The following is a 25,254-nucleotide window of genomic DNA, read 5'->3' on the forward strand; positions in this document are numbered from 1 at the left end:
GAAATGAACACGATGAGCAAGAAGAAGTGGTTGTCCGGCTGGCGCCTGGCTGCTGGTGTAGTGGTACTGGCCACCGCGGGTTGGGGCGTCAAGCATTACTTTTTCACGCCGCCGGCGGCACCACAGGTGATCACGGCCAAGGTGGGCTATGAGGACATCGAGGACACCGTGCTGGCCAGCGGCACCATCCAGGCTCAGAAGGAAGTGAGCGTGGGGGCGCAGGTCTCCGGCCAGATCAAACGCCTGTATGTGGACCTGGGTGACAAGGTCAAGAAGGGCCAGCTGGTGGCCGAGATCGACTCCACCACGCAGACCAATACCTTGCGCAATGCCGAGGCGCAGGTGGCCTTGCTCACGGCCCAACGCCGTGCCAAGGTGGCCTTGCAGAAGCAGGCTGAGCTGACCTTCAAGCGCAAGCAGGAGCTGGTCAGGCTGGATGCTGGGGCCAAGGCTGATCTGGAAGACGCTGAAGCCGCGCTGGCCACGACCACGGCCGACATCGGTGCACTCGACGCACAGATCAAGCAAGCCAATATCGCCGTGGACACGGCCCGGGTCAACCTGGGCTACACGCGCATCCTGGCGCCCATTGACGGCGTGGTGATCGCAGTGATCGCCGAAGAAGGGCGCACCGTGAACGCCATCCAGTCGGCACCATCCATCATCAAGCTGGCCAAGCTGGACCAGGTGCAGATCAAGGCGCAGATCTCCGAAGCCGACGTGGTGCGCGTCAAGCCCGGCATGCCCGCTTACTTCACGATCCTGGGCGAGCCCTTGCATCGCTATGAAGCCACGCTGCGTGGTGTCGAGCCGGTGCCCGAGTCGGATCAGACCGATGCCAAGGTGACCGCCTCGACCTCGACGACCACGGCCATCTACTACAACGGTTTGTTTGACGTGCCCAACCCGGACGGCAAGCTGCGTGTGCTGATGACGGCGCAGGTGAACATCGTGCTCAACAAGGCCGACCATGCGCTGGTGATCCCGGCCTCGGCCCTGGGCAAGCGTGATCGCAAGACGAAGACCTATACCGTGAGCGTGCTGGAAGGGCCACCCGAGGCCCAGAAGGTGAGCACCCGCCAGGTGAAGATCGGCTTGAACAACCGCGTGCAGGCGCAGGTGCTGGATGGCCTCAAGGAGGGCGATCTGGTGGTGGTGGGTGAAGCCACGGGCGGCGGCTCGACCACGGGCATGCGTCGTGGGCCAGGCATGTTCTGATCACCATGACGGATACCAACAAGTCATCCGCAAAGCCCGTGGCCGCGGGGTCGGCGTTGCTGGAGGTCGAGAACCTGTGGCGCGAGTACCCCTCGGGTGAAGGCTCGGTCGCGGTGCTCAAGGGTATCAGCCTGCGCATCAACGCAGGCGAGATGGTGGCCATCATCGGGGCATCGGGCTCGGGCAAGTCCACGTTGATGAACATCCTGGGTTGCCTGGATCGGCCTACGCGTGGCAGCTACAAGGTGGCCGGCCAGCCCACGGCCGAGCTGGAGCCCGACGAGCTGGCGCGGCTGCGGCGCGAGCACTTTGGCTTCATCTTCCAGCGTTATCACCTCATGGGTGACCTGACGGCTGCGGGCAATGTCGAGATTCCGGCCATTTACGCGGGCCATGGCCCGGCCGAGCGGCATGCGCGCGCGTCTGCCTTGCTGGGGCGTCTGGGCCTGGCCGAGCGCGTGCGCAATCGCCCCGGGCAGTTGTCCGGTGGCCAGCAGCAGCGGGTGAGCATTGCGCGCGCCTTGATGAACGGCGGTGATGTGATCCTGGCCGACGAGCCCACCGGTGCGCTCGACAGCGTCAGCGGCGAAGAGGTCATGCGCATCCTGCAGGAGCTGCATGCCGACGGGCACACCGTCATCATCGTGACCCATGACCCCAAGGTGGCGCAGCATGCGCAGCGCATCATCGAAGTGGCTGACGGTGAAATCATCTCGGACAAACAGCAGGACGGCGACCGCCCGGTGCAGGCTGCCAGGCGCGAGGAGGGCGCGCCGCCGCCACACCCCTGGCGCGCCAACTGGGACCGCTTCACCGAGGCCTTCACCATGGCCTTGCGGGCCATGGCCGGGCACCGCTTGCGCACCTTGCTGACCATGCTGGGCATCATCATCGGCATCGCCTCGGTGGTGTCGATGGTGGCGCTGGGCGAGGGTTCGCGGCAGCGCGTGCTCAAGGACATCTCGGCCATGGGCACCAACACCATCGACCTCTTCCCGGGCAAGAACTTCGGGGACAGGCAGGCCGGCCGGATCCGCACGCTGGTGCCTGCTGATGCTGATGCCTTGTCGCAGCTGAGTTATGTGGACAGCGTGACGCCCACCGTCAGCACCAGCGTGACCTTGCGGCGCGGCAATGTCGAGTCCACCGCCAACATCACCGGGGTGGGGGAGGCGTTCTTCCGCGTCAAGGGCTACACCATGGCGCAGGGCCAGGCCTTTGATGCCGACAGCGTGCGCCGCCAGACGCAGGAGGCGGTGATCGACCCGAACACGCAGAAGGCCTTGTTCCCCAACGGCGAGAATCCCGTGGGGCAGGTGATCTTCCTGGGCTCGGTGCCGGTGCGCATCGTGGGCGTGACCTCGCCCCAGGAAAGCGGCTTCATGATCTCGGACAACCTCAACGTCTGGGTGCCGTACACCACGGCGATGCGGCGCCTGCTGGGTGTGCGCTGGCTGCGCAACATCACGGTGCGCATCAGCGATGAGGTGCCTTCGGCTGCGGCCGAGCAGGGCATCACCAAGCTGATCACACAGCGGCATGGCACGCAGGATTTCTTCGTGCGCAACAGCGACAGCATCCGCCAGACCATCGAGAGCACCACACAGACGATGACGCTGCTGATCTCGTCGATCGCAGTGATCTCGCTGATTGTGGGTGGCATCGGGGTGATGAACATCATGCTGGTGTCGGTGACCGAGCGCACGCAGGAGATCGGCGTACGCATGGCCGTGGGCGCGCGGCAGAGCGACATCCTGCGGCAGTTCCTGATTGAAGCGGTGCTGGTGTGCCTGCTGGGCGGCATCATGGGGATCGCGCTGGCGCTGGGCATTGGCCTGCTCTTTGACAAGGTGGGCGGCGGCAGCTTCAGAATGGTGTATTCGATGACGTCGATCGTGGCGGCCTTCGGGGTGTCTTCCTTGATCGGTGTGGTGTTCGGCTTCCTGCCTGCGCGCAATGCGGCGCGGCTGGACCCGGTGGACGCCCTGTCGCGTCAATGAGTGAGGCGACGATGCAGAGGCATGATTCGAGAAAGTACGGTGTGGGTAAATTGAACAGATCGCGCGGGTGGCAGGGCGGCGTCATCGCGCTGGCCGTGGCCATGTTGAGCGCGTGCGCATCGAGCGGTGACTACAGACGGCCTGATGTGAAAGTGCCGGACGGCTGGCAGCAAGGTGTGGCCACGCCGCAGGCCAGCCTGACGCCCTGGTGGCAAGGCTTGGGCGACCCGACGCTGACACGGCTGATTCAAGATGCGCTGGCTCGAAACAACAACCTGGCGCAGGCCGCCATCAAGGTGCGCCGTGCGCAACTGGTGGCGGGGCAGGCCGCGAGTGATCAGTTGCCATCGGTCAGTGTCAAGGGCAGCAGCACGGCTTCACGCCAGCTGGATGGCGGCCCGACCACGCGCTTGAACACGGTCACGGCGGCGGCGAGCTGGGAGGTCGATCTGTGGGGCCGGCTGGCTGCCCTGCGCAATGCGGCCGACTGGGAGGCGCAGGCCACCGAGCAGGACCGCCAGGCTGCGGCCATGTCATTGGTGGGCACCGTGGCCAATCTGTACTGGCAGGTGGCTTACCTGAACCAGCGCGTGGAGTCCAGCCAGCAAAGCATCGAGTATGCGCGGCGCACCTTGCAACTGGTCGAGGCGCAGTACAAGGCTGGCGCCACCTCCGGGCTGGAAGTGGCGCAGGCCACGCAGGCCCTGGCAGCGCAGGAGGCCAGTCACACCCAGTGGCTGTTGCAGCGCGTGCAGGCTCGCAATGCCCTGGCCATCTTGTTTGACGGCCCGCCTGAGGTGGCCTTGCAGGAATCCTTGCGCTTGCCGGATGGCGCGCTGCCGCCCGTGCAGGCCGGTGCGCCCGCTTCACTGCTGACACGTCGCCCTGATCTGCGTGCAGCCGAGCTGCGCCTGCGCAAGGCCCTGGCCACGGTGGACGCCACGCGCAGCAGCTTCTATCCCACCTTGAGCCTCACCGGCAGCGTGGGCGGCAGCAGCGAGGCCTTGTCCCATGTGTTGAGCGACCCGGTGGGCACGCTGGGCGCGGGCCTGGTGCTGCCGTTTGTGCAGTGGCGGGACATGCAGCGCAACATCGCCATTTCCCAGGCTGACTACGAAGTGGCGGTGCTGGGTTACCGGCAAAGCTGGTATCAGGCCTTGGCCGATGTGGAAAACGCCTTGTCGGCGCGCACGCAATACGAGCATCAAGGCATCAGCCTGGCGCAGGCCGTCAAGGCCGCACAGGATGGCGAACGCTTGAGCGAGGCCCGCTACCGCGCGGGCTCCGTGCCCTTGAAGACCTGGCTGGATGCGCAGGAGACGCGGCGGCAAGCCGAGAACAACCTGGCCGCCAATCGGCTCAATCGCCTGGGTGCTCTCGTGACGCTGTACCAGTCAGTGGGCGGCACGATCGAAGAAACCAGGCCTTGATTCAAGGCTCGACGGGCCGGTTCGTGCGGGCTTCGATGACCCGCACGGCATCGGCACCCGGCTGCATCTGCATGTTCAGCTGAGCCGCAAAGCGCGTCGGGTTGTGCAGCTCGGCCAACTCGAAACCGGCGTCACGCAACTGGGCTTCGGCTTGCGTCTCGTTGTCGTAGTGCAGGAAGACGCGGCCTTTCACGAAGGTGGACAGCAGGGCCTTGAAGGCCTGCACGCCCGCACCCTTGTTGGCGTTGTGCAGGTGGATGTCTGACAGGTACAGGCCATCCGGAAAGCGCGCCAGTACACGGCCAAAGCGGGCCCACATGGCCGCCACGGTGGGCGTGTCGAAATAGTTGAGCAGGCCTTCCGTGATGATGGCCGTGCCCTTGGTCTGGTCCAGCGTGTCGGCCAATGCAGACAGAGATTGAGGCCCAGCATCGGCCAGTGCATCCAGGGGCTGCACCTCATGGCTCGCCGTCAAGAGACCGGCGTTTTGCAGCAAGGCGCGTTTGCGCGCAGCCATGTCGGGCAGGTCTGCTTCGATGTAGCGCAACTTGCTGCCATGTTGCTGCTTGAAGCGCCAGCCGCGTGGCGACAGGCCTGCCGCCACTTCGATGACCTGGCTGACACGACCTTGTGCGATGGCCTGGTTGAGCAGGTGGTCGATCAGGCGGTGGCGAGCCAGCAGGAAGGCTTGCAAGGTGGGGGCGCCGGCGACCGTGGCCAGGCCATGCAAGGGGCGCAGGGCCGAGTACATCAACTTGCCTTGTGGCGTGACCAGGGCAGGGTGCGACAAGCCGTGTGCAAACCAGGTGTAGCCCGTGTAGTGGGCCGTGGGGCTGATGCTGGCGGGGTTGCGGGCCATGTCGCCTCATCCTGTCGTTGCGGTGGATGAGCAGTGTGGGCTGAAATGTAGTCAGATCCAGCTGCACGCTTTCCCTGATGGCCCGCAGGCGAATGATGCGCGTTGTATGCTCGCGGCCATGATCACCGTCCACCACCTTGAAACCTCCCGTTCGCAGCGCGTGCTGTGGTTGCTTGAAGAACTGGGCGTGCCGTATGAGCTCAAGCTCTACAAGCGTCATCCGGTCACGCGCCTGGCGCCACCCGAGCTGAAAAAAATCCACCCGCTCGGCAAGTCACCGGTGATCACCGATGGTGAGCTGGTGGTGGCCGAGTCGGCCGCGATCCTGGAATACCTGGTGGAACGTTATGGTGCGCAGGCGCAGGGCGAGGCCGCTCACCTGAGCACGCAGCCCGGCACGCCCGAGCACATGCAGGCGCGCTTCTGGATGCACTTTGCCGAAGGCTCGCTGATGAACTGGCTGGTGATGAAGCTGGTGTTCATGACCATCCCGACGCAGCCCATGCCTTTCTTCGTGAGGCCGATTGCGCGCGAGATCTGCAAGAAGGTGCAGCGTCAGCTGATCGACCCGAACCTGCAGACGTCCACGGCCTTCATCGAAGAGCACCTGGGCAAGCACAGCTGGTTCGCGGGCGATCGCATCACGCTGGCGGATTTCCAGATGAGCTTTGCCGTGTCGGCCTTGATGTCGCGCGCGGACGATGCCAGACGCTGCCCGAATCTGCAGGCTTACCTCAAGCGCATGGAAGCGCGGCCGGCCTACCAGCGTGCACTGGCCAAAGGTGGCCCGGTGGTGATGGGCTGACCTGACTTGACCTGGCCGCTCAGTGGCCTGTGCGGCCAGCGCTGGCCAGTTGCAGCACTTCCAGATAGGTGGGTGGCTCAGGCACGTCGGTGCGTTCACGCAGCCAGGCGTGCATCTGCGGCAGGCGGTGGTAGGGCACCGAGGCCATCAGGTGGTGCTCCATGTGGAAGTTCACGTTGACGGGCGCGACCGTCATGCGGGCCAGCCAGCCTGCGCGCGTGGTGCGCGTGTTGCGGAACATGTCTGGTGAACGGTCCAGGCAACCGTGCTCGGCAATCGAGCGGATGCGGATGAACAGCGGCAGGCAGGTCAGGAAGGCCAGCGCCCAGGCCCAGTAGAGCCAGGCATGGCCCGTGGCTGCAAGGATGCCCCACAGCAGGCCGTTGGTGATCAGCATGGGGCCCATGTTGCGCAGGGTGGTGGTGATGCGCTCTGCCAGCGTCCGACCCTGTTGAGGCAGGCGTTCCACGTTGTTGGCCACGGTCCACTTGAACACGCCCATGTCCATCATGACCAGGCCGAACACCAGCTTGGCGCCGGTCAGGCCTGTGATGTCGCGCAGCATCTTGCGCATCAGTGACTGGCGGGTAACGGGGTAGTCCTCGTGCAGGGAAATGTCCGGGTCCTGATCGGTGCCGGTTTTGGTGTGGTGGCCCAGGTGGTGCACTTTGTACTTGGGCAGGTTCTGCCAGATGGGGCGGGCGCACAGCCAGTCGGTGAGCACGTCATTGGCCCAGCGGCTCTTGAACAGGGTGCCGTGCGAGCCCTCATGCTGAAGGATGGCCAGTGCCAGCTGGCGTCCACCCAGCACGGCCATCACGACAACAAAGGTCAAGGCGTTGGGCCAGTGCGCCAGGGCGGCAAAGGCCAGGGCGATCACGCCCCAGGTGGAGCCCACGGCCCAGGCGCCCCACAGGTCGGAGCGGGCGGTCAGCCCGTTCATCTGCTCGCGGGTGAACAGGTCTTTCAGCCGGCGTTTGGTGACGGCGGGCAAGTCCGTTGGAGTGGCCGTGAACTCGGGTTGAAGCGTGGGCGAGATGGACATGGTGGGCGAGATCAAACCGGATGAAACCGGATCAATGGGTGGAGGAGGGGCGGCGGCCCTTGGCGGTTTTGTCTGCAGCGGGACTGCCGGTCTCGGCCATTGGCGACACGCGGCTGGCCAGTGCGGCGGGCAGGCGCTCGCGCCAGATGCGATGCCCCGCCTCGTCAAAAGCCAGCACGGTGGCGGTAAAGGCGCGGCGCTCGGCCGTGTCCACCAGGGGCTCGGGCAGGAGCGGGTCGAACACGAGCTGACGGATGGCTTCGTTGCCCAGCAAATAGCTCTCACGCGCGGCCACTTCGGGCTCCAGGTCGTCGGCATGGGCCAGCCAGGCTTGCAGCTTCTGGCGGGTCTGTCGGTAGGCGCTGGTGAGGGCTTCGCTCTGCCACAGGGTGCGGGCAAGCGCGTCCAGCTCAGGCGTCAAGTCTGTGGCGGTGAACACGGGCGCATCCAGCTCCAGGCCCAGCTTGCGCAGCCGTTCGCGCACGACCGGGGCGTGGCCAAGGAGGTTGTCCGGCCGCACGTGCAGCGCGTCGTTCAACTCCTTGAAGCCCAGCAGAGCCAGGGCGCGTTGCCGGGTGCGCAAGGCGGTTCGGTCACTGCGGCCCAGGTGGCCGGTGCTGACCATGATCCAGGCGCCGTGCCATTCACACACGCGTGATTCGCTGCTGCGCCAGCTCGACAGCTCTTGCGCCAGGTCAGCGGCCTGCGGCCCCAGGCGGTAGGCGCCACGGCCTGCAGAGGCGATCAGGCCAGCCGCCCCCAGGCGCACCAGCGCCACCCGCACGCTGTTTTCACGGATGCCGAAGAGCGCGCACGAGCCCACCGCGTCGGCGGCGCTCAGTGGCGCGCCATCGTTCGCCAGCAGCAGGTTGAGGATCAGGTTCTTGGGGTTGGGGAGCATGATTCATTACAAAATCTTGTAAAAAATCATATCCATTGAAATGTTTCTCTGTCAACCGTAAATTGCCTAATTCTGTAACTATGGGATGGCGCCGATGGCCCGGGCCTGCGCCAGCGCCCCAGACCGGTTCTTGCTGCCCAACTTGCCGTAGATGTTGTGCAGGTGCCATTTCAGCGTGCCCTCGCTGATGAAGATGGCCTCGGCGATTTCCTTGTTGCTCAGGCCTGAGGCCAACCTTTGCAGGATGGCCAGTTCGCGCCGTGTCAGGCCGTGGGCGGTGAGGGTGTCTTGTTGATCGGCGCGGTCTGAGCGGTCCGCACCGCCGGTGCCGCTGCTGGTGCGGTCGGCGCTGGCGGGCTTCATCAGCTTTTGCCACAGTGCTTGGGCCTCGGGCGTGAGTGCATCCTGTTTGCAGCCAGTCAGCAAAGGCCGCAAGGCGGCTTCGTCGTCTCTGAAGATGCGGATGTGAGCTTGCGGCGCGGCCAGCTCCAGGGCCTGGCTCATGGCCTGCCGCGCCTCCGGCTTGTGGTGGCTGGCTTGTGCCGCCATGGCCTGGATGATCAGCAACTCGATTTGCTGGTGGATCAGGCCACGCTGCGCGCACCGGGCAATGGGCTTGACCAGATCCTGCATGACCTCGGCGGGTTTGAGGGGCAGCAGCAGGCGCGCGGCCACACGCTGCGCGCGGTCTGCCTGGATGCCGCCGAGCAGATCCTGATAAGGGTTATCGGGCTGTTCGTTCACCTCGTGGGGGAAGTTGTCCAGGCCTTGCGAACGGGCCAGCGTGCGGGCCTCGGTGTGGCGGCCCGCGCGGCTCAGCTGCACGCAGGTTTCGGCGACCAGGGCCAGCAGCACGCGGGGCAGGCCGCGGCGCAGGGCCAGTGTGCGGCCTTCATGCAGCACGTTCAGGCCGCCCTCCAGATCGTGTTGCGCAAAGCGCAGTCGCGCGCGCGTGAGCCAGCCCACGATGAGGATGTCTGCGCCGCCGTATTGCGCCAGGCTGTCCAGCGAGTGGTCCATGTGGCGCTGGGCGCTGGCCAGTTCATCGGCTTCGTAGTCGAGCGCGGCCAGCAGCACATGGTGCACGCTGGCATGGGTGCGGTGGCCGCCCATGTGCTGTTCGATGGTCTGCAGGCCCCGCAGGCAGGCGCTTCGGGCCTGGGGGTAGTGGCCGCGCTTGAGGTGCAGCACGGCCTCCAGCGAGGCGTTCCAGGCCAGGCCATACCAGGCGTGGTCTTGCTCCAGCCAAAGGCGGGCCACATGGGCCATCTGCAGGCCCTCGTCCAGCTCGCCGGTGGTCTTGTAGCCAAAGCACAGCACGTTGCCCACGATGCCGCGTTGCAGGGCCGGCGCATGGGGCCAGCGGGTCAGCCAGTCTTTCGCGGCATGGCGTGCGGGGTGCCCTTGATCGGTCAGGCCGAGTGACAGCACGCGCTGGAAGGCCATGGCGCAGTCGATCTGGTCGATGGTGCGCTCGTCGGGCTGGGGGCTCTGCGCCAGGCGCTGGCGTATGGCCTGGAGTGCGCGCAGTTGCGTGGCCACCTCGGGCTTTTGCGGGAAGAAGGACAGCGCAAAGGCGTAATCGATGCGGATCTGCGGGAAGCGGTCCAGCCATTCGGGCGGGATGCGGTTCATCCAGTTCAGGGCCAGTTGCAGCTCGCCCCGCCTTTGCGCGATGTCCTGCATACACTGGGCCAGCCAGGGCGTGGCCAGTTCCCAGGCCTGGGCTTCAAGCGCATAGCCCATGGCTTCTTCGGTGGCGCCGGTGCGCCAGCTCCATTGCGCGGCCTTGATCAAGACTTCATGGGCTTCTTGTGGCGCCAGGGTCAGGAAATGGGCCTTGAAGCAGGCGCGTGGCAACTCGTGGATGCGGCAGCTGTGGCCGCTGCCATCGGTGGGGATGAGGAAGGCGCGGATGCCTTGCAGGTGCGTGAGCAGGTGGCCGCCATGATGCCGGGGCGACACTTCGCGCGCCAGTTCGGCATCGAAGCGTGTGAGCATGGACAGGCTCATCACCAACTCGCGCCAGGTGGGCGACTGGTGCTGCAGCAGGTGCCGGCATAGCTCAAGAATCACCGCCTCGTTACTGTTGGCGAATTGCGTGATCAGCCTGGAAACTTGATGTGCGTCAGAAGCGTGACCTTTGAGGATCACGCAGGCGAGCTCCAGTGCGGTGGGGTTGCCTTCTGTGCGATGAAGCAACTGGTGCAGGTCTTCATCGCTCAGCCGCAAGTGCTGGCGGCACAGACTTCTGGCTTCCTGCTCGGTGAACTGCAGCTGTTGCTGATCCACTTCGTGCAGCAGGCCCCGCACGCGCAAGGAGCCCAGTCGCCATGGCAGTTCGTCACGCGAACCCAGCGTGATCTGGATCTGGCTGGGCGCGTAGTGCAGCAGCCAGTCCACGATGTCCAGCACCGCTTCCTCGTGCAGCAGGTGAACGTCATCGAGCATCAACATCAAGCGTTGGGGCGAGCTGGCCAGGTCAACCGCCAGGGACTCTGTCACGCTGCGAAATTGCGAGGCCAGGGTGTCCGACAGGTGGGCCAGGGTCGCATCGCCTGCATGGATGCCGCTGCGCTGCAAGGCTGCAATGAGGTGGCGAAGGAAGCGGGCGGGGTCGTTGTCGCTGTCGTCGAGCGTAAGCCAGGCGCACGCGCAGGCCCTCTGGCGCAGCTCTGTCATCCACTGGGCCATCAGGGTGGTCTTGCCCTGGCCGGCCGGCGCCACCACGCTGACCACGGTGCAGGGCCCTTGCTGCACCGACTCCGGCAGCATCAGGCGCGGCCGCGCCATGGGTGTGCTGGCGCCCAGCAGCGGTCGCAAGCGCCCATCGGGAAGGGCGTGCGTACTGATGGGATGCGGCGGCGACAAGGTGTCGTTCATCTCGTTCAAAACCTAACTTTTGCTAGGGGCCAAACCAGGCTTGCTCTTGCCAGACTCGATACCAGACAAAAGACCTGGGCTATTAAGGAGACAGCATGAACAAGAACGCGCGCAGACACCTTGATCCAATCGGCATTTGAAGGAGTCAGTCGTGATTTACCGCAGCTTTGCAATGGGTTCTTTGGTGTCCGCCCTGACCATCTCGGCCGCATGGGGCACCTGGACGGCGTTCAAACCCACGGGCGCCGCGGATGATGTGATCAAGGCCAATGGCCGCATCGAGGTGGCGCGCATCGAGATCGCCTCGAAGTTCCCGGGCCGTGTGCTGGATGTGCCGGTTCAGGAAGGCGACATGGTCAAGGCTGGCGATGTGATCGCCAAGATGGACACGAGCGATCTGGAAGCCCAGTTGGTCGGGGTGCAGGCCATGCGCCAGCGCGCTGTGCAGGCCATGGCGCGTGCACAAGGTGAAACACAGGTGCACCGCATCCAGGCGAGCGTTGCCCAGATGGAGTTCAGCAATGCCATGGACCTGCGCAAGCAGGTGCTGGTGTCGGATTCGGAAGTCAAGCGTCGACAGGCTCAGCGTGATGGTGAGCAGACCGGCGTGAACATTGCCACTGCGGCTGTCGGCGAAGCGTCGGCGGCGCGGGACGAGGCGGATGCAGGCATCAAGCGCCTGAAGATCGCCATCGCAGACCACACCTTGCGCGCACCGGTCGCCGGTCGCATCGAGTACCGTGTGGTCGAACCCAGCTCGGTCATTCCTGCCGGGGGCCGCGTGGCAACTTTGCTGGACACGGCCCATGTGCACATGACCATCTTCCTGCCCACCAAGGTGGCAGGGCAGTTGCGTGTGGGTGACGAAGCGCGCATCGTGCTGGATGCCGCGCCCCAGATGCCTCTGCCTGCGAAGGTGTCCTTCGTGGCGGCCGAGGCCCAGTTCACGCCCAAGCATGTGGAGACTCCCAGCGAGCGTGAGAAGCTGACCTACCGCGTCAAACTGAGCCTGGCTGAAGATGTGGCCGTGGCCAATGCCGGCCTGCTCAAGGCCGGGCTCACTGGCAATGGCTTTGTGCGGGTACGCAGCCCCGAAAACAGCTGGCCGCAACAACCCTCCTCATCCGGATTGCCTGGCTCCTTCCCCAACTGATCGGGGAAGCACATGGACCACGCCGTCGTCATCGAAGGCCTGTCGCATCGTTATGGCGCGCAGCAGGCCCTGGACAACATCGACCTGATCTTGCCTGCCGGGCGCACCATTGGCCTGGTGGGGCCGGACGGGGTGGGCAAGTCCACCTTGCTCAGCCTGATCTCGGGCATCAAGAAGACCCAGACCGGCCGCATGCAGGTGCTGGGCGGGGACATCAAGGACCGCGCCTTTCGCCAATCGCTGGCGCCACGGGTCGCCTTCATGCCGCAAGGTCTGGGGCGCAACCTGTACCGTTCGCTGTCCGTCTACGACAACATCGACTTCTCCGCGCGCCTGTTCGGCGTACCAACTGCCGAGCGTGATGCCCGCATCCGCGCGCTGATGCAGGCCACGGGCCTGGGCCCGTTCCCGGATCGGCCAGCAGGCAAGCTGTCGGGCGGCATGAAGCAGAAGGTGTCGCTGTGCTGTGCGCTGGTGCACAACCCCGATCTGCTCGTGCTGGATGAACCCACGACGGGCGTGGACCCCTTGTCACGTCGTCAATTCTGGGCGCTGGTGGAAAGTCTGCGCACCCTGCGCCCGCACATGACCGTGCTGGTGGCTACCGCCTATATGGAAGAGGCCGAGCGCTTCGAGCATCTGGTGGCCATGGACGAGGGCAGGGTGCTGGTGTGTGCGCCCACCATCGAGGTGCTGGAAGAAACCCGTTCTGCCTCACTGGAAGAGGCTTATGTGAAGCTGTCCCGCAAGGGGGATGTGACACCCTTGGTGATCCCGCCGCTGCCGCATCACGACGGGCCGCCCGCCATGGAGGCCGAAGGCCTGACCCGGCGCTTTGGTGACTTCGTGGCCGCGCGCGACGTGAGCTTCTGCATCCCGCGTGGCGAGATCTTCGGCTTTCTGGGCTCCAACGGCTGCGGCAAGACCACGACCATGAAGATGCTCACCGGCCTGCTCGACATCACCGAGGGCACCGCCAAGATGCTGGGTGAGCCGGTGGATGCCAGTGACCTGAGCACACGCCTGCACATCGGCTACATGTCGCAGTTGTTCTCGCTGTACGAAGAGCTGTCCGTGCGGCAGAACCTGGACCTGCACGCGCGGCTCTACCGCATGGACCCGGCCGTGGCCAAAGAGGCCATCGAGCATGCGCTGGACACCTTCGAGTTGCGCGAGCACGCCAACACCTTGCCCTCCAGCCTGTCGCTGGGCATCCGCCAGCGCCTGCAGCTGGCCGCGGCCTGCCTGCACAAGCCCGAGGTGCTGATCCTGGACGAGCCCACCTCCGGTGTGGACCCGGCCGCACGTGACATGTTCTGGCGTCACATGGTGCGCATGTCGCGCGAAGAGGGCGTCACGCTGTTCGTGTCCACCCACTTCATGAACGAGGCCCAGCGCTGCGACCGCATCTCGCTGATGCACCATGGCCGCGTGCTGGCCGTGGGCTCGCCCACCGAGCTGTGCGAACGCCAGGGCTGCGAAACCCTGGAGCAGGCCTTCATCGATTACCTGGAAGCCGACAGCGAGGCCGAGCACATGGAGCCGGTCCGTGCGCCAGAAGAGCCCAGCGCCGATGCGCCGCCGCCCATCGTGGTGGAGCACACCCACACGGTGAACTGGCGCACCTGGGTCTCGCGCATGTGGGCCTATGCCCGCCGCGAAGCCATGGAGTTGCGCCACGACACCATCCGTTTGTCGTTTGCGCTACTCGGCCCGCTGATCGTGCTGTGCGCCGGCACCTGGGGCATGAGCTTCGACGTGGACCGCATCCGCTTCTCGGTGCTCGACCGCGACCAGACCACCGACAGCCGCCGCTTGATCGAGCACTTCGCGGGTTCGTCCTTCTTCGCGCCGCAATCGGAGTTGAGCGAACCCAGCCAGATCGATTCGGAGATGCGCTCGTCCCGATCCTGGATGGTGATCGACATCCCCCCCGGCTTTGGCCGCGACCTGATCGGTGGCCGCCAACCCGAGGTCGCCTTCTTTGTGGACGGCGCCACGCTGGTGCGCGCGGCCAACATCGCCAATGGCGCACGGGCCGTGGCCATGGAGCACGCGCTGGCCTTTGCCCGCTCGGTGCCCGGTGTGGAACTGGGTGAGCTGCCCGTGCGCATCGAGCCGCGCATGACCTACAACCAGGGCTTCCTCAGCAAATACGCCTTTGCACCCAGCATGCTGATGCTGGCCTTGACGCTGATCCCCTCCATGCTCACGGCGCTGGGGGTGGTCCGCGAAAAGGAGATGGGCACCATCGTCAACCTTTATGCCTCGCCCGGCGCCATCGGCGAGTTCCTCGTCGGCAAACAATTGCCCTACGTGGCGCTGACGATGCTGAGCTACACCGTGCTGCTGCCCGTGCTCGTCTGGGTCCTGGGCATTCCCATCACCGGCAACGTGCTGGCCTTGACCCTGGGCGCCTTGACCTATGCCTTTGCCATCACCGGCCTGGGCCTGCTGATCTCCGCCTTCGTGCAGACGCAGGTGGCCGCGCAGTTCCTCACCGCCATCCTGTGCGTGGTGCTGACCACCAACTTCGCAGGCCTGCTCACGCCCATCTCGACGTTGGTTGGCGGCAACTACCTGATCGCCGTGGGCTTCCCGGCGTCGTGGTTCCAGCGTGTCAGCCTGGGTGTGATGACCAAGGGCTGGGGCCTGCAATGGGCGCAGTTGGGCCCGGCGTGCGTGGCCATGATGGGCTTCGCCGTGGGCTACCTGATGCTGGCCAGGTTGTTCGTCAGCAAGCAGGAGGCCTGAGTCATGATCTGGTTGATCAATGTGCTGCATCTGAGCATCAAGGAGCTGCGTTGCGCCCTGCGTGACCGGACCATGATGGGGGCCATCCTGGTGTCGTTCACCGTGGCCGTGTACGTGGTGGCCACGGGCGCCAAGAGCGACGTGAGCAACGTCGACATCGGCATCGTGGACGCGGACCGCACCGGCCTGTCCATGCGCCTGCGCGATGCCTTGCGCCCGCCCATGTTCAAGCCACCGGTGGAAATGAGCGCCGAAGAAGCCCAAGTGGCCATGGACGAGGGCCGCATGATGTTCGTGCTCTACATCCCCGAACACTTCGAGGCCGATGTGCAAGGCATGCGCTCGCCCAGCGTGCAGGTGGCGGTGGACGCCACGGCCATGGCGCAAGGTGGCCTGGGCATGGCCTATGTGAGCGAGATCATCCTGCGTGAAACGCTGGATTACCTGCGGGTCAAGAACTTCGACGCCATGCTGCCCACACGCTCGGTGGTGCACGTGATGTTCAACCCCAACAGCACGACCAGCTGGTTCACCTCGATCATGCAGGTCATCAACAACGTCACCGTGTTGTCGGTGGTGCTGGTGGGCGCGGCCGTGATCCGCGAGCGTGAACGCGGCACCATCGAGCACCTGCTGGTGATGCCCGTGCGGCCCAGTGAAATCGCGGTGGCCAAAATCGTGGCCAATGGCTTCCTGATCCTGTTGGCCGTGGGGCTGTCGGTGTTGCTGATCGTGCAGGGCCTGTTGAAGGTGCCGGTGGGCGGCTCGCTGATGCTCTTCCTGGCGGGCACGGGGCTCTACCTGTTTTCATTGACGGCGCTGGGCATCCTGCTGGCCACGGTGGCTTCGTCCATGCCGCAGTTCGGGCTGCTGTCGGTGCCGGTTTTCGTGATCATGTACCTGCTGTCGGGTTCGGGCACGCCCAGCGAAAGCATGCCCGTGTGGTTGCAGAACGTGATGCTGCTGTCGCCCTCAACCCATTACGTGCGGCTGGCGCAGGGCATCCTCTACCGCGCTGCTGGCGTGGACATCGTCTGGCCGCAGATGCTGGCTGTGGCGGGCATTGGCGGCGCTTTCCTGGTCATGGCATTGCTGCGCTTTCGGGCCATGCTGGCCCGCCAGGGCTGAGCGTGCCTGCGTGTTGGGCTCATGGAGTTTGTTGTGAGTACACCTTCTGACTTTTTCTCGCTGCGCCTGCTGGCTGCAGTCGTGGCGCTGGCCGCCTTGCCCGCGTGCACGACCGTCAACGTGGACATGCCCGAGTTGCAGACCACCTTGCCCAGCCAGATGGACGCCGCCGCACCACGCGCCCCGGGCAGCGCCATGGCCGATCTGGCCAATTGGTGGCAGACGCTGGATGACCCCGTGTTGAGTGCCTACATCGACGAGGGCTTGAAGAAGAACACCGATGTGCGCGTGGCCCTGGCGCGCGTCAAGGAGGCCCGTGCCTACCTGGGCGTGGCCGAGTCCACCTACTACCCGACGGTGGAAGCCTCCGCAGGGGCAGGGCGTACCCGGCAGAACACGCCGGTGCCCATCCAGAACCAGATCACCATGCCTGCGAACCTGCCGATCCCTGTGCCTCAGGTGGACACGCAGCCCACCATGTCACTGGGTAACACACACGGCTTCGGGCTCAATGCTGTCTGGGAAGTGGACGTCTTTGGCGCCCGACACAGTGACTCAGAGATGGTGCGTCAGCTGATGTTCGGGGCACAAGAGCAGCAGCATGGCGCCCAGTTGCTGGTGGCTTCCGACATCGCCAGCCACTATTTTGAAGCGCGTGGCGCCGAGCGCCGCCTGATCCTGCTGCAGCAGGGCGTGACCGTGGCGCGCCGCCTGCATCAGTATGCCGAAGGCCGTTTCAAGGCCGGGCAGACAACGGCCTCCGAGGTTGACCGTGCCGGCCTGCAGGTGGATTACACCGAGTCGCAGATCGAGCCGCTCAAGGCCCTGCTGCAAAGCCACATTCGGCGCATTGCCGTGCTGATGGGCCGCGCCCCCGAGACGCTGACCTCGCTGCCCCCTCAACCCGCCAGCTTCCACCTGCCCACGGCCTTGCCAGAGGTGATGCCCAGCGATGTGCTGGAGCGCCGCCCGGATGTGCGTGGTGCCGCCCGCAAGGTGCGCTCACAAGCGGCCAAGCTGGGTTCGGCCAAAGCCGAGTTGTTCCCCAAGTTCTACATCGGCTTTGGCGGCATGGCCGGCCGCATGCACCCGGACTCGATGGAGGGCAACAACTTCAGCGTGCAGTCGCTGGGCATCGGCATGCGCCTGCCCTTGCTGGAAGGCGGTCGCATCCGGGCCAATATCGCCGCCAACCAGGCGCAGCTTGAAGGCGTGGCGGCTCAGTATGAGCAGGCCGTACTGACCGCCCTGGAGGATGTGGAAAACGCTTTCACAGCGAAGAAGGCCTTCGACGTGCGCTATGAAAAGCTGAGCAACTCCGCTCGCCTGGCCCGCAAGGTGTCCGAGCACAAGCAGGCCTTGTTCGTATCAGGCAGCGAACTGTTGCAGCCCGCGTTGGAGGCCGAAGCCACGGCCTTGCAGCGGGAAGATGAAGCCATCCAGTGTGATGTTTCCCGTGCGCTTTACACGGTGCTGCTGTACAAGGCACTGGGCGGTGGTTGGTCTGCACAGCGCGACAACTGGCCGTTGCCAGCTGCCCGCCCACCAACGGTGGCCTCGGCCAACCCGGCATTGCCTGTCGGGTTGGACGGACTTTGAGGCTCAGGGCTTGGCATGAGCCGCGTGCCCACTGTCCAGGAACTTGTCAAAGAAGATCTGGGTGGCGGGCATGCCGCCTTGCGTGAAGACCTCCACGCACGCGTCGATCATGGGCGGCGGGCCGCACATATAAGCCTGATGGTCGGGCAGGCGCTCGCCCAGAATGGCCTTGAGGTGATCGGTGATCAGGCCACGGCGGCCTTTCCAACTGCTGCCCTCCGCTTCGTTGGACAAGATGGGCTCAAACACGAAGCGGCCTGTCCAGTTGCGACGGATCTGGTCGATGGCGTCCAGCCCGTACAGATCCTGCTCGGTACGGGCGCCAAACAAGAGCACCAGCGGGCGATTGGCTTGCTTGTCCTTGATGGCCTGCTCCAGCAGCGCCTTGACGGGTGCCAGGCCGCTGCCACCGGCAATGCAGACCATGGGGTGGGCGCCTGGGCGCAGGCAGAAATCGCCATACGGGCCACGCAACTGAAGCAGTTGGCCGGGTTCGGCCTTGCTGAACAGCCACTCCGTGAATGCGCCTTGCCCCACCTTGCGGATGAAGAAGTCCACAGCCTTCGGCCGATCCGGGGCATGCGCCGTGGCAAACGAGTAGCTTCGGCCTTGGCCGGCAGCCGCAGCAGCGGCATCGGGCACCACGATCTCGGCGTACTGCCCGGCCGTATAGCTCAAGGGCTGCTCGGTCTCCATCTGCACATGCAGGATGTCGTGCGTCAGCGGCTTGAGCGCCGTGATGCGCGCCGTTGTTTCCACGATCGGATGGGTGACTTGCCCCTGCCGCAACGCCACTTCAATGACCACATCAGACTTGGGCAAGCTCTGGCAAGCCAGGATGTAGTTGTCCTTGAGTTCCTCTGCGGACAGCAGGTAGCTCTTGTCCGTCAACTCCTTGACCTTGCCTGATACCAGCCGGCATTTGCACTCGCCGCATCCACCCACGCGGCAGTTGTAGGGAAAGGCAATGCCCTGGTTCAGGGCTGCGAGCAACAGGCTTTCCTTGGCCTGTGCGGTGACGGTCAGCTCGGGGGTGTTGATCTGCAGCTTGAACTCGGAGGGGCTGCTGCCAAACAGGCGGCTAAACAGGCTGGGAGGCACGATGGGGTCCTGTCATGACAACGACCGCCAGGCGCTTTCGCCTGCGGTCGGGGTGTGCGCCGATCAACTCGGCGTACGGTTACTTCATTGGCAATGCGCGTGCATCAAGCCAGCTTGGCATTGACGATCTTCAAACCTGTCATGCCGCTTTCCCGGCTGACTTGCTGGGCCAGCTTGCGCTCGGCGGGCGAAGCATGCTTTTCGTCCCACTCGTTGAGGGCAGGCGTCATGAACTTCTTGAACAGAGGGGGCACCAGCGCGATCAGCAGCATGCCCAGGTAACCGTTGGGCAGCATGGGGGCGTTGGGGTAGGCATGCAGCGTCCAGTAGGGCGCTTCACCCTCAGCGTGGTGGTGGGAGTGGCGGGCCAGGCTCCACAGCACATTGGTGCTGCCCCAGTGGTTGGAGTTCCACGAGTGGCGCGGCTGCACGGGTTCACCAGGCACGCGGATCAGGCCGTAGTGCTCGAAGTAGTTGGTGATCTCCAGGTACTGCTTGCCCACGAAGGCGAGCAAGGCCCAGAAGCCCAGACCGGGCAGGCCGGCAATCAGGTAGGCAGCCACGAACATGGCGATGTTCTCCAGGTTGCCACGCAGGAAGGGGCTGGCAAACGGGTTCCACACCGACTTGCCCAGCTTGGCCAGGCGGGCCTTTTCAAGCTGGTAGGCATGCACATAGCTCTGGATGGTCGAGCGCACGGTGAAGGTGTAGAAGCTCTCGCCGCGACGCGCCGTGGCAGGGTCGGCAGGCGTGGCCACGCGAACGTGGTGGCCATAGACGTGTTCGATGGCAAACGAGGTGTCACACGTGAAGGCCAGCATCCAGCGGCCCATGAACAGGTCGAAGGGCCTGCCGGTGCGGTGCGTCAGTTCATGGCCGGCCACGGTGCCGCCCACGGCGTTCATCAGGCCCACACCCAGGATGCAACCGGCCCACATGCCCCAGTGGTTGGTTCGGGCACGCGCGGCAAACAGGTCCAGGCCGATGTGTTGCTGCACCCAGGCGCCAAAGCCCAGCAGGTCTCCACTGCCCACCAGCCACAGCACGGTGAAGTTCAACAGTGCCAGCATGGGCAGGATGGTGTAGAGCGGCAGGTTCAGCAAGAACGCGTTCTGGTACTTGGGCGGCTCCGACAAGTCATGCGGCAGGAACAGGTCGGCCGACAGGAACACCGTCAACACGAACGCCCATGGCGCCCACATGTACCAGCCGCCGTGCGCAATCATGTACATCATCAGTACGGCCAATGCCGGCATCAGCCAGCCCTTCAGATATTTGGTCATCGCATATCTCCTGCAAACACATTTGTCTGACAACGCCGAAAGCCTCAAACAGGGGGCTTGCGGTAGCTGTGACTGGTCTCGTCGTGTAGACAGCACGAGCCAGCCATGGACGCGACTGTAGGGAGATCAAGAAATCAGACCCTGATCTGAGTAGGGTGAGCGTCAGATGCGGTGAATCGCGATGGTGATGTGGCGGATCTCGCATACGATCCAGATCAAAAGAAATGGCCTGCGACACGTTTGTCGCGCGCAAAACCTTGATCAGCCTCAGTTCATGCAACAAGCTCCGTCACCCCGGCTCGCCGTGGCCATCCCGGCGCACAACGAAGCCAAGTTCATCACGCGCTGCCTTGACAGCATCCAGGTGTCGGCCAGGCAGGCCTCGGTTGACGTGGAGGTGGTTGTGGCGCTCAACCGTTGCACGGACCGGACGCAGGCGATTGCCGAATCCATGGGCGCACGTTGCGTGGTGAACGACACCAAGTGCATTGCCGCGGTGCGCAACGAGGCTGTGCGCGGCACCACGGCACCCGCCGTGGTCACGCTGGACGCCGACAACTGGATGGCGCCCGGCACGGTGTCGGCCATCCTGCGGCATGTGCACGACCCGCGCTACATCGGCGGCGGCACCTATATGTGGCCCGAGCGCATGTCCACAGGGATCTTCTTCAGCATGCTGGTGGTCATCCCTTACGTGCTCAAGCGGGGTGTCTCGGCGGGTATGTTCTGGTTCCTGCGTGAGCACTTCGAGGCCGTTGGGGGCTTTGACGAGGCCCTGATCAGCGTGGAAGACATCGACTTCGCCTTGCGCCTGCAGGCCCACGGTCGACTTCAGGGTAAACGCTATGGGACGATCCGCCGTCACGGCATCACCACCTCCTGTCGCAAATTCGACACTTTCGGTGACTGGTATCTCTGGCGAAACCCCCAACTGGTGAGGGACATATTCGAAGGCACCAACCGCAAGGCGGCAGATCATTTCTATTACGACGTGCGTCGTTGACCAAGGTCAATGGATTGTGGTGCGCCGACATCGGTAAGCTATGTACGGTTAGGGATGGACGCAAAAAATTGATTTGTAAAAATACCTGACACACAGACGTGGCACGACCGACCTGGTTTGATGGGGTTGGTTGGGGTTGCCCTCAACGTCATTGGGACCAACAAAACCATTCACTCTGGGATCTTTCATGAAGCCATTTGCTCCCGTGCTCAGTCACGCATCGCGTCTGTATGCCTCCATAGGCTTGGTGTCGGCTTTGGGGCTGGGTATGTCTGTGCACGCTTCTGCGCAGGCTGCAGTCGTTTATCTTCCGCCTTGTTTCTCCTGCGCGCTGGGCAGTACCCCTCCCGAGGGGGATGAATGGGTGATCCAGGGCATATTCGTGCGCGTGGGCAAGGATGGCCTCAGCAGCCAGGGGGCGTTGACCAACAATGCGAGTTACTTCAGCAACGCTTACGGTTTCGAAACCTCTGCTCGTCTGACGAACAACAAATCCTTCACCAACACCGGCACGCTGCACATCTTGAGTGCAACGGCTGCCACCTCGTTGGACAACCTCGGTACCCTGACCAACACCGGCCAGATCCAGGCTGATGCGCCGGTCAACAACATGGCCGGGGCCAGACTGACCAACAACGGGGTGTTCGAAGGGCACTACGTTGCCATCACCAACAGCGGCAGCCTGGTCAACAACGGTAGCTTCCGGCTGACGTCCGGCAAGTTGACCAATGGTTTGGGGGGGACGCTGGACAACCGGGCAGATCTTCAGGCATTGGCGAACGCAAGTATCAGTAACCAGGGCACCTTGCGCAATCGCAGCGGCGCCACGCTGAGCACCTCGGGCGTGCTCAACACAGGCACCATCGTCAATGAGGCTGGTGGCTTGATCAAGGCGGGCAGTAGCTTCAACAATGTCAGCGGTAGCACACTGATCAACCATGGCACGATCACCGCATCGGACAGTGTGTTCATGCTGGCGCAGGGCAGCAACTACGATTTCACCGGTGGTACCTTCATCAACAGTAGTGCGCAGGGGCGTCTGGTGTTGAACCGTGATTTCGCATTTGGCGAAGCCAAAGCAGGTGCGGTCAAGCTGGAGCAGGGCAGTACGCTGCGCAATTATGCAAACCTGAAGGTGATTGCCGGCTATACGCAAGCCAATGACGGTGATCTCAACAACTATGCTGGTGGTGTGCTGGATGTCCGGGGCACCCTCAATAGTGCCAATCTGTACAACACAGGGACTTTGAACAACGCTGGCGTACTGGAGGTTCGCGAGATCCTGACCAACGGCGCCGCGCTGACCAACTCGGGCACCCTGCGGGCCTCCACGGGCCAGATGATCAACTTCAGTGGTGCCACGCTGACCAACAAGGGCACGGTTGACGTGGCGGCCAGCGGCATGCTGCAAAACGAAGGCACCTTGCTGAATCAGGGCAAGATCGCCGTGGCTGGCACCTTCGTGAACAACGGCGTGGTGCAGGGCACTGGCAGCTTGCAACAAACTGCCGGGCAGGTTGCCATCAACGGCAGCATGACGGTGGCAACCGCGTCCATCCAGGGTGGCCAGCTGGCCGTGCAGTCAGGTGGCGCGCTGAATGCAGCGAAAGTCACCATCGGCGCCAATGGCGACATGCTGGCGCAGGCCGGGGCGGTTTCCGTCAGCAGCAAGCTCACGGTGCAAGGCCATTACGGCAGTGAAGGTGGCAGCAATACCTTCAAGGACTTCGTGGTGGGTGGTACGGGCTGGGTGACGGCCGGTGCCGACACCTTCACCGTCTCGGGCAACTTCCTCAACGCTAGCTTGCAATCGACAGCCTGGCACACCGACGAGGCGAGCCTGCACCTGACCGGCAGTGGCACGCAGCAACTGGCCTTGGCCGGCGCAGACCTGGGTGCAACGCGCAGCGCCTACCAGAACAACTTTGCCTGGTCCGAACTGGTGCTGGGTTCTGCCAGCCAGTACGTGCTGACCGACGGCAACAACCTCAGCGGTGGCGCCCTGTACGTGGGGCATATCCAGCTGGAGGGCGGCCTGTCTCAACTGGCCTCGATCAACAGCCCCTTCAACGTCTACTATGACCCGACCGTGGCAGGCAACGAATACCTCGGCGGCCAGACCTATGCTTTCGGTACCGGGGGCGGGCATTTGATGGCCGTGTCGGCACCCGCCTTGCCCCAGGCCATGGCCATGAACATCGCCGGTGGCCCGACTGCGGTGCCAGAGCCCTCGGCCGTGCTCTTGACGGTCAGCGGCGCGATGGTGTTGTTGTGGGCCCGCAAGCGGAAGGTCGGCAAGGCCTGAGCGCCAGCGCCTGTCCTGGGCGCGCGCTGTCTCAGATGGGCAGAGGGGCTTTCGAGCCCCTCTTTGCTTTTGTCCTCGCGGATTGACCGAGGGGGTGCGCCTTCAGGCGACGGTGCGGCGTGCCACCATGGCGGCGCTGATGCGGCCTGTCTGCTCGGCGGTCAGTCGAGCAGAGAAGGGGTAGACCGCGTCCTCCTCACGCTGGGCATGGGCCTGATAGCGTTGAGCGAACGCATCGACGCCATCCGGGGCGGGGTGGGGCTGGCCCGCTGCCGTGGCCGTGAGCCAGGCGCCCAGGCTTTGCCAGAGCGAGGCCAGTTCAGCGTGTTCGGCTTCCAGTTCCGCCATGTGCCGGTCAAGTTCAGCGATGGCCAGTTGCCGCAATGCGGGAAACAGGTCCAGCTCTTCGTCGTCATGGTGCAGTGGCGCGGCCACATTGAAGTAGCGCAGGATGGATTGCGCCGCCTCCTGGGCCTGCTGGTCCGGGCCTTTGGCTGCCAGATGGTCACGCAACCTGAGCGTCAGGCCCGCAAAGCGCCGCACCTTGTCATGGCAGGCTACCAGCAACTCGATCGGGTCGTCGATGCGGGGGGCAATGGGTTGAAGTGGCTGGCGCATGGCGTATTGATATCACGGCTGCCCGCTTGTGGCGAATTCACCAGGGACTAATCCTTCAGGTCGATAGGCAATCGGCGAGTGGCTGACTACAGTGCAGGCAAATTGCCCGCTTTCCCAAGGGCAATGAGGCTGTGCAACATGAGCTCCCGCCTGATTGATTCCTTCCAGCGCCGCATTGATTACCTGCGTGTTTCGGTCACGGACCGCTGCGACCTGCGATGCACCTACTGCATGCCCAAAGGCTTCAAGGGCTTCGAGGAGCCCGATCATTGGCTGCGGCATGACGAAATGACCCGCCTGGTGGGCCTGTTCGTGGCCCAGGGCGTCAGCAAGGTCCGCCTGACCGGTGGCGAGCCGCTGTTGCGCCGGGGGGTGGCGGATCTGGCGCGTGGCTTGACGGCCTTGTCGGGGCTGCAGGATTTGTCCGTGTCCAGCAATGGCACCCAGCTGGCCCGCCATGCGCGCCCCTTGCGCGAGGCGGGTGTGCAGCGCCTGAACATCAGCCTCGATTCGCTGGACCGGGACTGCTTTGCCCGCATCACCGGGCGCGATTGCCTGGCCGATGTGCTGGATGGCTTGAAGGAAGCTCGGGCCGCCGGCTTTGATCCCATCAAGCTCAACATGGTTGTTCAGGCCGACGTGAATCTGGATGAAGTGCGCCGCATGGTGGCCTTTGCCATCGAGCAGGGCTTTGTGCTGCGCCTGATCGAGCCCATGCCGGTGGGTGACACCGGGCGTGCCAGCAAGGGGGTGGACCTCTCCTGTCTGGGCGAAGACCTGGCGCGTGAGCACGGCCTGTTGCCTCAGGTGCTGGGGCAGGGGGCAGGGCCGGCTCGTTACTGGCGCACCCCTGATGGCGGCATGAGCCTGGGTGTGATCACACCCATGTCACGGCACTTTTGCGCCTCCTGCAACCGTGTGCGCCTGGGTGTGGACGGCACACTGTACCTGTGCCTCGGCCAGAACGACCAGGTGCCGCTGGGGCAGATGCTGCGGGCCGGTGCCAGCGACGCCGAGTTGACCCAGGCCATCCTGGCGGGCATCGCCGCCAAACCCGAGCGACATGAGTTCAACGAGCGCCCTCAGCAGATCGTGCGCTTCATGTCCCAGACGGGTGGTTAAGCCCATGGGCTTGTCTGGCTTGATCAGGTTTCGCCCGGCGAGGGACA

18 protein-coding genes are annotated in these 25,254 nt (G+C 64.3%); 11 read left to right on the forward strand and 7 right to left on the reverse strand.

Annotated elements, in window-relative coordinates:
* Window positions 1-3: 3 nt before the first annotated feature.
* Genes JY96_RS19345 through JY96_RS19355 form a run of 3 tightly spaced genes read left to right on the forward strand, consistent with a single transcriptional unit; the run spans window position 4 to window position 4,648 of the window.
* Window positions 4-1,218 (forward strand): efflux RND transporter periplasmic adaptor subunit, encoded by a 1,215-nt coding sequence (locus JY96_RS19345; RefSeq protein WP_235333981.1) that lies wholly within the window; start codon window positions 4-6, stop codon window positions 1,216-1,218.
* Window positions 1,219-1,223: 5 nt separating this feature from the next.
* Window positions 1,224-3,218 (forward strand): MacB family efflux pump subunit, encoded by a 1,995-nt coding sequence (locus JY96_RS19350; protein ID WP_052162756.1) that lies wholly within the window; start codon window positions 1,224-1,226, stop codon window positions 3,216-3,218.
* A 41-nt stretch (window positions 3,219-3,259) separates the two neighbouring features.
* Window positions 3,260-4,648, forward strand: coding sequence for an efflux transporter outer membrane subunit (locus JY96_RS19355; RefSeq protein WP_369796178.1), 1,389 nt, complete (start codon window positions 3,260-3,262; stop codon window positions 4,646-4,648).
* Window position 4,649: 1 nt separating this feature from the next.
* Here JY96_RS19355 and JY96_RS19360 read toward each other — a convergent pair whose 3' ends face one another.
* Window positions 4,650-5,507 (reverse strand): class I SAM-dependent methyltransferase, encoded by an 858-nt coding sequence (locus tag JY96_RS19360; protein WP_035039915.1) that lies wholly within the window; start codon window positions 5,505-5,507, stop codon window positions 4,650-4,652.
* Window positions 5,508-5,625: 118 nt separating this feature from the next.
* Between JY96_RS19360 and JY96_RS19365 the strand changes: the two genes are divergently transcribed.
* Entirely contained in the window at window positions 5,626-6,312 is a 687-nt protein-coding gene (locus tag JY96_RS19365; protein WP_035043722.1) for a glutathione S-transferase family protein, read from the forward strand.
* A 19-nt stretch (window positions 6,313-6,331) separates the two neighbouring features.
* Here JY96_RS19365 and JY96_RS19370 read toward each other — a convergent pair whose 3' ends face one another.
* From JY96_RS19370 to JY96_RS19380, 3 genes are all read right to left on the reverse strand, one after another.
* Window positions 6,332-7,255 (reverse strand): fatty acid desaturase family protein, encoded by a 924-nt coding sequence (locus JY96_RS19370; protein ID WP_052162994.1) that lies wholly within the window; start codon window positions 7,253-7,255, stop codon window positions 6,332-6,334.
* A gap of 133 nt (window positions 7,256-7,388) precedes the next feature.
* Window positions 7,389-8,258: a PaaX family transcriptional regulator C-terminal domain-containing protein gene (locus JY96_RS19375; RefSeq protein ID WP_081961450.1), complete on the reverse strand. Its 870-nt coding sequence runs from the start codon at window positions 8,256-8,258 to the stop codon at window positions 7,389-7,391.
* A 78-nt stretch (window positions 8,259-8,336) separates the two neighbouring features.
* Window positions 8,337-11,141, reverse strand: a complete 2,805-nt coding sequence (locus JY96_RS19380; RefSeq protein WP_035039917.1) for a LuxR C-terminal-related transcriptional regulator — start codon at window positions 11,139-11,141, stop codon at window positions 8,337-8,339.
* Window positions 11,142-11,292: 151 nt separating this feature from the next.
* Here JY96_RS19380 and JY96_RS19385 point away from each other — a divergent pair, with 151 nt between their 5' ends.
* Genes JY96_RS19385 through JY96_RS19400 form a run of 4 tightly spaced genes read left to right on the forward strand, consistent with a single transcriptional unit; the run spans window position 11,293 to window position 17,775 of the window.
* Complete coding sequence (locus JY96_RS19385) at window positions 11,293-12,294, forward strand: HlyD family secretion protein (RefSeq protein WP_152606588.1); 1,002 nt, start codon at window positions 11,293-11,295, stop codon at window positions 12,292-12,294.
* 12 nt (window positions 12,295-12,306) lie between these two features.
* Window positions 12,307-15,048, forward strand: a complete 2,742-nt coding sequence (gene rbbA / locus JY96_RS19390; protein ID WP_035039918.1) for a ribosome-associated ATPase/putative transporter RbbA — start codon at window positions 12,307-12,309, stop codon at window positions 15,046-15,048.
* A 3-nt stretch (window positions 15,049-15,051) separates the two neighbouring features.
* Window positions 15,052-16,176 (forward strand): ABC transporter permease, encoded by a 1,125-nt coding sequence (locus JY96_RS19395; RefSeq protein ID WP_035039919.1) that lies wholly within the window; start codon window positions 15,052-15,054, stop codon window positions 16,174-16,176.
* A 33-nt stretch (window positions 16,177-16,209) separates the two neighbouring features.
* The gene (locus JY96_RS19400) at window positions 16,210-17,775 is read left to right on the forward strand and encodes an efflux transporter outer membrane subunit (RefSeq protein ID WP_161784367.1); all 1,566 of its coding nucleotides are present in this window, start codon (window positions 16,210-16,212) and stop codon (window positions 17,773-17,775) included.
* Between the two features lie 3 nt (window positions 17,776-17,778).
* On the opposite strand, the gene JY96_RS19405 is transcribed toward JY96_RS19400, so the two are convergent.
* On the reverse strand, window positions 17,779-18,876 hold the full coding sequence (locus JY96_RS19405) for a 2Fe-2S iron-sulfur cluster binding domain-containing protein (protein WP_052162759.1): 1,098 nt from the start codon (window positions 18,874-18,876) through the stop codon (window positions 17,779-17,781).
* Between the two features lie 104 nt (window positions 18,877-18,980).
* The gene (locus JY96_RS19410; RefSeq protein WP_035039920.1) at window positions 18,981-20,159 is read right to left on the reverse strand and encodes an alkane 1-monooxygenase; all 1,179 of its coding nucleotides are present in this window, start codon (window positions 20,157-20,159) and stop codon (window positions 18,981-18,983) included.
* 274 nt (window positions 20,160-20,433) lie between these two features.
* Here JY96_RS19410 and JY96_RS19415 point away from each other — a divergent pair, with 274 nt between their 5' ends.
* Together JY96_RS19415 and JY96_RS19420 are read left to right on the forward strand one after the other, a co-directional pair.
* Complete coding sequence (locus JY96_RS19415) at window positions 20,434-21,162, forward strand: glycosyltransferase family 2 protein (RefSeq protein WP_035039922.1); 729 nt, start codon at window positions 20,434-20,436, stop codon at window positions 21,160-21,162.
* 187 nt (window positions 21,163-21,349) lie between these two features.
* The gene (locus tag JY96_RS19420; protein ID WP_152606589.1) at window positions 21,350-23,467 is read left to right on the forward strand and encodes a PEP-CTERM sorting domain-containing protein; all 2,118 of its coding nucleotides are present in this window, start codon (window positions 21,350-21,352) and stop codon (window positions 23,465-23,467) included.
* A 102-nt stretch (window positions 23,468-23,569) separates the two neighbouring features.
* Here JY96_RS19420 and JY96_RS19425 read toward each other — a convergent pair whose 3' ends face one another.
* A complete protein-coding gene (locus JY96_RS19425; protein ID WP_052162761.1) occupies window positions 23,570-24,085 on the reverse strand; it encodes a hemerythrin domain-containing protein in 516 nt (171 codons plus the stop codon).
* A gap of 138 nt (window positions 24,086-24,223) precedes the next feature.
* Between JY96_RS19425 and moaA the strand changes: the two genes are divergently transcribed.
* Window positions 24,224-25,207 (forward strand): GTP 3',8-cyclase MoaA, encoded by a 984-nt coding sequence (gene moaA, locus JY96_RS19430; protein ID WP_235333983.1) that lies wholly within the window; start codon window positions 24,224-24,226, stop codon window positions 25,205-25,207.
* Window positions 25,208-25,254 lie beyond the last annotated feature (47 nt).

Source organism: Aquabacterium sp. NJ1 (genome assembly GCF_000768065.1).
Classification (GTDB): domain Bacteria; phylum Pseudomonadota; class Gammaproteobacteria; order Burkholderiales; family Burkholderiaceae_C; genus Aquabacterium.